The organism is Galbibacter sp. (assembly GCF_035306585.1).
In the GTDB taxonomy this organism is placed as follows: Bacteria; Bacteroidota; Bacteroidia; order Flavobacteriales; family Flavobacteriaceae; genus Galbibacter.
Genome location: NZ_DATGNU010000071.1, coordinates 1 through 6,846, shown reverse-complemented (window position 1 = coordinate 6,846; position 6,846 = coordinate 1). Strand labels below are relative to the sequence as shown.

Genomic DNA, 6,846 nt, shown 5'->3' with positions numbered 1-6,846 from the left:
GATATTGTACCTTACTATCCTAAAGGGGAACAGCGCAAGCATTATTTTTTGAATTCTTACCCTTGTTTTTCTTCTAATTTCTCTAATGATGATCTGTATGTCACCGATCTTAAACATGCCTTATGTTTATGGATCAATAGCACCAATTATAGCTCTGACAACACGGGTATTATTTTTAACGACCGACTACACAATGTTCCTGTTCTTAAGGATGTTTGGGATGAAAAAAAGAAACGCATCAAGGCACGGAACTTTGCCATTTTTGCACCTACTGGGGAAGGGAAATCTTTCTTGGCTAATAATATTCTTCGGCAGTATTTTGAAGATAAGGTACGTCTGGTGATCATCGATTTAGGTGGTTCCTATGCCAAGTTTGCTAAACTGTATCCTGATGAGCACATCGTATTACGATACGAGCAAGGAAAAAACTTAGGTATCAATCCCTTTTATATTACTGATGAAGCTGACTTAACCCCTGAACGGTTAGAAGATCTTTCGATTTTCTTATTGGAACTTTTAGCCGAAGGTAAATCGGTTGCTAAGGGTAAAGAAGTGGCCATGAAAAAAGTGTTGTTGTACTACTACAACCATGTTCGAACCTCTCATTCATTGGCTTCCTTGTATCATTTTGTGGAGCAGCACAAAGAAAGTCTGATACAGGATTTAACAATCCAAGAAACGCATTTTAGCACCTATAATTTTCTGCATATTCTCTCAGAATATGTTGGGGATGGTTTATATGGTTTCTTGTTTAGTGAGGTGGAGGATCAAACATATAGGATAGAGGATAAACGCATGATTGTTTTTGAACTTGATGAAGTACAAGACAATAAGGAAATTCTATCGGTTATGCTCAAACTTATCAAGTCGGCCATTGAGCGAACCATTTGGCGCAATCGCTCGGAGCGAGGAATCATTTTGTTTGATGAGTTTGCTAAGCAATTGAAGTTTGATAATGTACTAGAAAGTGTAGAATTCTACTACCAAGCTATTCGTAAACAAAACGGGGCTATTGGTATTATTCTTCAATCCATTAATCAGTTGCCAGAGAACAGTACCTCTGCTAGTATATTGGAAAACACCCAGGTGATTTATAGTCTACGAAATGAGAAGGGTTATGATGCGCTCCAGGAGCGACTCAAATTATCTTCTCATGATGTGAATCAGTTGTATTCGATTCGTAATAACCTTAGCGGAGCACGTAAGTACACAGAAATCTTTGTAAAGATCGGGAAACAGAGTAACATTTTCCGCTTGGAAGTGCCGCCAGAGGTGCATGCGGCGTATCTCACCGATGGGGCTGAGAGTGAAGCGATCATGGCTCTTTATAACAAGACCCATAATATGGAGAAAGCAATTAACGAATTTATTAACTCTAAAAACTAGAAACATTGAAGTACAAAATTAAAACCTTAATAATGGTATTATCTTTTACTTTTTTATGCCTGCCCAGCGGTGCGACCGCCCAGGGGATGCCAGTGTATGATAATACCAATTTTATAAGTCTTGCCAAGCAGCTTATAGAATCAGGGAAGCAAACTTCCAATCTTTTAAAAACGGTGGAGTTTTTAAAAGATCAGAAGCAGCAAATAGAGAAGGTGAGTGATGTAGTCAGGCAGCTGAGTGCCGTGCAGGATCTGATAGCCAATAATCAAAAGCTCATTGGTATGGTACAAGGAGACTTACAAGAGGTGCTCCATTCTCCATTTATAAAGCCGAATGAAATTAATAGGGTTACCCGATCCTTTAATGAGATCCTAGAGCGATCCATGGAGTCTTTGAATTATGTGGATCGGATATTAACCAGTGATTATTTAAAAATGACTGATGCGGAGCGTGCTAAGCTTCTTAAGGATTACCAGCAGCAATCGGATGAGATGGTAATTGAGGTGGAAAATAAAACCAGGCGTTATAAGGAGATTATTTCGTTTCGTAAGATGCAAGAGCGGTTGAACGATAGAGAAGGGGCGTACTAATGGGAATAGGCTTGGAATATGTTGATGCGGTTTTTCAGACCATTAAAGCGAGTGATTTTTCCCAGTATACCATCACCGGAATGAAAGGCTTGGCGGTATTGTTTTTTTTGATCAACATTTTAAAAAAATACAATGAAGGTATTGCTTCCACCGATGGTCATACGTGGGGACTTACCCCGACAGAACTTACCAAGAACTTTACAATTGTTATTTTGGTGATCTTTTCAACTCAGGTGTTGGGTGTTTTTGATGGGATCTTGGTGGCTATTGAAAACCAATACAGGGACACTGCTCCGGCGCTTCTTCCCTTGCAATTGCAGGAGATCGATTTGGAGCAGGATGTTGGGGCTTTGGAGGCTGCAAAAAAGGCGATGTCTATCTTGTATGAAGCCTTGGTGACACCACTTTATGGGATGAAAATATTGGCCTTTATTTTAGGGGTTGGACTTTGGCTGTTGGATTTGTTTATCTATCCGCTGTTTTTGGCGGAGCGTTATTTTTTGCTAGGGATCATGCAGGTGTTTTTTCCGTTTGTGATCAGTTTGGCGGTCTTTGAAAAGTTTAGATCCTTGGCCTTTACTTTTTTTAAGCTTTATGCAGCTGTATATCTGCTGGTGCCGGCCTTTTTTTTGGTGAACATTTTTATAAATGCCCTGTATAGGGAGATTACTACTAATTTTTGGGATACGCTCTTTGGAACGGATTGGGGAAGTGAATTCTTTGCTCCGGTGATTCAATGTGCTACAATCGGTTTTATAGTGCTTCTGAAATTTAAGCTCTACCGTAGGGCTACTTCTTTTACCCTTCGCTTATTTACACATTAATTTTTTTTAAAAATCAAAATAGATGAAGATTCCTTATAAAAATATTTACAACGTTTTAAATCTCAACAGGTTTATTGTTTATACGGTGGTGATCTGTGCTATGAGCTGTAGTGCCTTTTCGGTTTGGATGGCTTTTACCATGCATCAGAAGTCGCTTAATAGCGCTTTTGCTATATCTACCAAGGGGAGCGTTATTCCGTTAAAGTTAGTGGAGGTGAAGGAGAACTTTGAGGTTGAAGCCTTGGCGCATCTGGAACTTTTTCATCAGGACTTCTATGGGATTGATGCTAGTAATTATAAGCGTAATTTGGAAAAGGCGCTTTGGCTCGGGGATCGTTCTGTTAGTGAGTTATACAAGCAGAAAAAGTCAGAAGGGATTTATAACAGATTGCTACAGTATTCACTGATTCAAAAGGTGCTTTCTATTGATAGCGAGCTTGAGGATCAGGGTGATTATTTTTCTTTTCGCAGCGTGGTGGTGTTTGAGATTCGAAGGGGTGAGGTGACCGATACTTATCAGTTGACTACCTCGGGTAATCTACTACATGTGGACCGGAATTTTCCGCATAATCCGCATGGGTTACTGGTGACTGATTTTTTTGAAAATGCATTAAGAAAACTTGAGAATTATGAAGATACAGAAAGGTAAATTGGTGATGGGTGGCATTGTGCTGAGTGTGGTTCTTTTTATCGTTAGCTATGCTGTTGTCACCTTTGGAGACAAGGAGGAAGCCTCGCTTAATACCAGTCAGATTCCTGTTCCTGAATTAAAGGGGGGTGCACAAGAGTTTAACGGGAAACTGGAGGCTATTGAGGCTATTGAACAGCAGCGGAAGTTTAATGCACCTAGTGTTTACCAAGAACATTTGATCGATACGCTGGGGTTTTATCACGCTGATATGGATAGTATTGTTAAACGACGTTTAATTGACAGCGTATATGCCCTTGGAGAAAAGCGCAATGAACGCTTAAAGAAATTAAATGCACTTAAACAAAAGTCGCAAAGGGCCAGCTCGAGAGCGGTAGCTACATCATCAAAGACTAATCCGACAGAAGAGAATTTGCAGAAGATAGTACAACAGCAGAAGATTGCCGCTAAGGAACGCGCTTTGGAGCATCAATTGTTTTTTGCATCCAATCCTAAAGAGGAGGTGGTTTTTGGGATTACCGATGATGTTATTCATGTTCGTGTAGATGGATCGCAGGTGGTAAAGAAGGATTTTAGGCTTTTAATGCGCCTTACTGAACCGGCTCAGATTAATGGGCAGTGGTTTGCCAAAAATACGCCTGTATATGGTTTTGTATCCTTTAAGCCGAATCGGACAATGATTCGTATTGAGCATATTAAGGGAAATCCGGTGAGACTTACCGCTTATGATATTCAGGATGGTGGTCAGGGTGTTTATATAGAGAACAGCTTTAGGGCAGAAGCACAGCAGCAGCTGTTGGGTGATGTGGTGGATGATATTAATATTACCGGAGTTCCCCAGGTTAGTGGAATTAAACAGCTTTTTCGGCGTAGTAATCGCAAGGTTAAAGTGAGGGTGCTGGATGGGTATAGATTAACGTTAAAATTGAAAAAATGAAAAATATAGGATTATGGATAGCAGTACTTGTGTGTGGTGTACTACAGGCGCAAAAACCGCTTAATACAATTTACGCTAATGATAAAAAGAATGTGGCCTTGTTTTTTCCCGAAGCCATTGTTCAAGGGATAACCGGGGCTTCTCATTTTGTATTTACCTACAACAGGGAGAAGGAGCAGTATTTTGGGCTGTTACAGGCCCAGCCGGGGGAAGAGAGTAATTTACTGGTGGTTACGGATACAGGTGCTGTTTACTCGTTTATTTTAAAGTATACTGATAGTTTACCGAAACTGAATTATTTTATTGATGCAGAAAATTCCATCGCAAGTGCAGTTCCAGTTAAGGAGCGTTTGGTGGGAGCGAAAAAAGTGGAAGGTATATCTGGGGCTTTAAATGAATTTAAGCAATTTTGTGAATATCTTTTAAAGTCAAAACCTCGAAACTTAAAACGTAAGCGAAAAGCCGGAATTACAGTACAGTTGGAGCGGATTGCGTATTATAAATCGGAGACCTATCTGGTTATTGAGGTGTCGAATGCTTCTGGCATCCGGTTTGATATTGATTTTTTAAATGTGTATAGGGTTAGTGGTAAAAAGAGCCAGAATGCTTCTTATCAGCGCATTCTGCTTAAGCCTTTGTATAGGTTTCAAATGCCTAGTAGCATCAAAAATGTGCAGCGCCATAGGTTCGTGTTGGTGTTTGAGAGGTTTGTGCTAGGGGATCATCAAAGGCTTCAGGTGGAGCTTCAGGAGGCTAATGGTGGTCGGGGAGTTGTTTTAAATAATCTAAGGTACCCTTAAAATTATTTATTTTTTTAACCATGTATATTGATACTCTTTTTACTTGCTTGGTAATTATTGGATTAACAAGTATACTATGCTACGCATTGTTCCAAGTTCTTAACAATGCTTTTTTTCTTAACAACTTGCTAATACTGCTTGTATTTATTGTTTTTCAGTATTGGAATCAAATGGCGCTGGTATTGCTTCATATAATTTGTCCGCTACTATTGATTAACACGGTTTTTTACGTCTTTTTTCATAATGCCCAAGTGCCTAATGCTACCAACCCGCGTTATCAAGTTACCTTCCAAACAACCCGAGGTAACTTTAAATTGGATAACATTAAACGCGGAGCATCGGTTATTGGTTCGGCCGGGAGTGGGAAAACCGAAAGTATTGTATATGCATTTTTAAGACACTTTCGGAAAGAAAAATTTTGTGGTATCATTCACGATTATAAGGATTTTGAACTTACCGAAATGGCCTATCCGCTTTTTATGGATGGCGAAATCCCATTTAAGATCATTTCCTTCGATAAGATCATTCACCGGGTAAATCCTATTGCGCCACACTATTTAGAGAATGAAGAAAGCGTTCATGAAATATCGCGGGTGATTATAGAAAATCTCTTAGAAAACCGAGAATCAGGTGCAACGGGAACATCCAAGTTTTTTAATGATGCTGCAGAAGGTTTGATTGGAGGACTCATCTGGAAACTGAAAACGACCTACCCGAAATTCTGCACGCTGCCACATTTGATTGCCATTTATCAATACCTGGATACCGATCGCCTGATATGTTTTCTGGAATCCAATATTACTTCAAGGGCTATGGCGGATGCTTTTATCAGTGGGAAGGACTCCGATAAACAAACAGCAGGAGTGAAGAGCACCTTGGCGAATGCTTTAAAACGCATCAGTACCCAACGGATTTTTATGGCGTTGTCTGAAGATGAAGTGCCGTTGAACATTAATAGCAACGAAAACCCTTGCGTGATAGCTGTGGTGAACAATCCCAAATATGAAAGTTCTTATTCACCGGTGATTGCCACTATTATCCACACTATAACCAAGCAGATGAGTGTACGAAATTCCGAACCTTCATTCCTGTTGATGGAAGAGGCGCCGACTATTCGATTATTGAATATGCACCGTATTCCGGCAACATTACGGAGCTATAATATTTCTACAGTCTATGTAATGCAGGACAAGATTCAAAATGATATGATGTATGGCGATAAGGCGAGTAAGGCGATATTGAGCAATCTTTCTTATCAGTTTTTCGGCAAGGCCAATGATCCGGATACTGCAAAGTATTACGAACGTTTCTTTGAAATTGTCAAAGACCCTACTAAAAGTGTAAATCGTGGTTATAATTTAAATTTTGATACTCGTGTAACCACAGGGGAAAAAGAAATTCCCAAAATTAGAGCCAATGTCTTTTTTAGGTTAAAGCAGGGAGAGTTTATTACCTATGCTGACGGCCGGGATAAAAAAGTCCAATTCAAATTAAGGGGCATTGAAAAAGAGCTACCCAAGGACACCAAACGATTCACAAAAGCGGATTTAGAGGCTAATTTTAAGCGGGTTTATAAGGAAGTAAGGTTGCTTTTTGAGTCGGATAAATAACGTTCTCATTTAAAGGGGATGAATGTGGTGCCCAGTTGAAAACAGCCCTG

General features: G+C 39.8%; 7 protein-coding genes. All 7 read left to right on the top strand.

Going from position 1 to position 6,846, the window contains the following annotated elements; translation table 11 throughout:
- A partial coding sequence (locus tag VKY50_RS07300) for a VirB4 family type IV secretion system protein (RefSeq protein ID WP_324300372.1) occupies positions 1 to 1,386 on the top strand: 1,386 nt, incomplete at its 5' end.
- 32 nt (positions 1,387 to 1,418) lie between these two features.
- Positions 1,419 to 1,976, top strand: coding sequence for a conjugal transfer protein (locus VKY50_RS07295; protein WP_324300370.1), 558 nt, complete (start codon positions 1,419 to 1,421; stop codon positions 1,974 to 1,976).
- Positions 1,976 to 2,800: a hypothetical protein gene (locus VKY50_RS07290; protein ID WP_324300368.1), complete on the top strand. Its 825-nt coding sequence runs from the start codon at positions 1,976 to 1,978 to the stop codon at positions 2,798 to 2,800. The genes VKY50_RS07295 and VKY50_RS07290 overlap by 1 nt, the downstream gene beginning before the upstream one ends.
- A gap of 22 nt (positions 2,801 to 2,822) precedes the next feature.
- Positions 2,823 to 3,449 carry a conjugal transfer protein TraK gene (locus VKY50_RS07285; RefSeq protein ID WP_324300366.1) on the top strand — a complete coding sequence of 209 codons (627 nt, stop codon included), beginning with the start codon at positions 2,823 to 2,825 and terminating at the stop codon, positions 3,447 to 3,449.
- Positions 3,430 to 4,386: a conjugative transposon protein TraM gene (gene traM / locus VKY50_RS07280; RefSeq protein WP_324300364.1), complete on the top strand. Its 957-nt coding sequence runs from the start codon at positions 3,430 to 3,432 to the stop codon at positions 4,384 to 4,386. Before VKY50_RS07285 ends, traM begins: the two co-directional genes overlap by 20 nt.
- A complete protein-coding gene (locus VKY50_RS07275; protein WP_324300362.1) occupies positions 4,383 to 5,186 on the top strand; it encodes a DUF4138 domain-containing protein in 804 nt (267 codons plus the stop codon). The genes traM and VKY50_RS07275 overlap by 4 nt, the downstream gene beginning before the upstream one ends.
- Positions 5,187 to 5,206: 20 nt before the next feature.
- Positions 5,207 to 6,796 carry a type IV secretory system conjugative DNA transfer family protein gene (locus tag VKY50_RS07270; RefSeq protein ID WP_324300360.1) on the top strand — a complete coding sequence of 530 codons (1,590 nt, stop codon included), beginning with the start codon at positions 5,207 to 5,209 and terminating at the stop codon, positions 6,794 to 6,796.
- Positions 6,797 to 6,846: the final 50 nt, after the last annotated feature.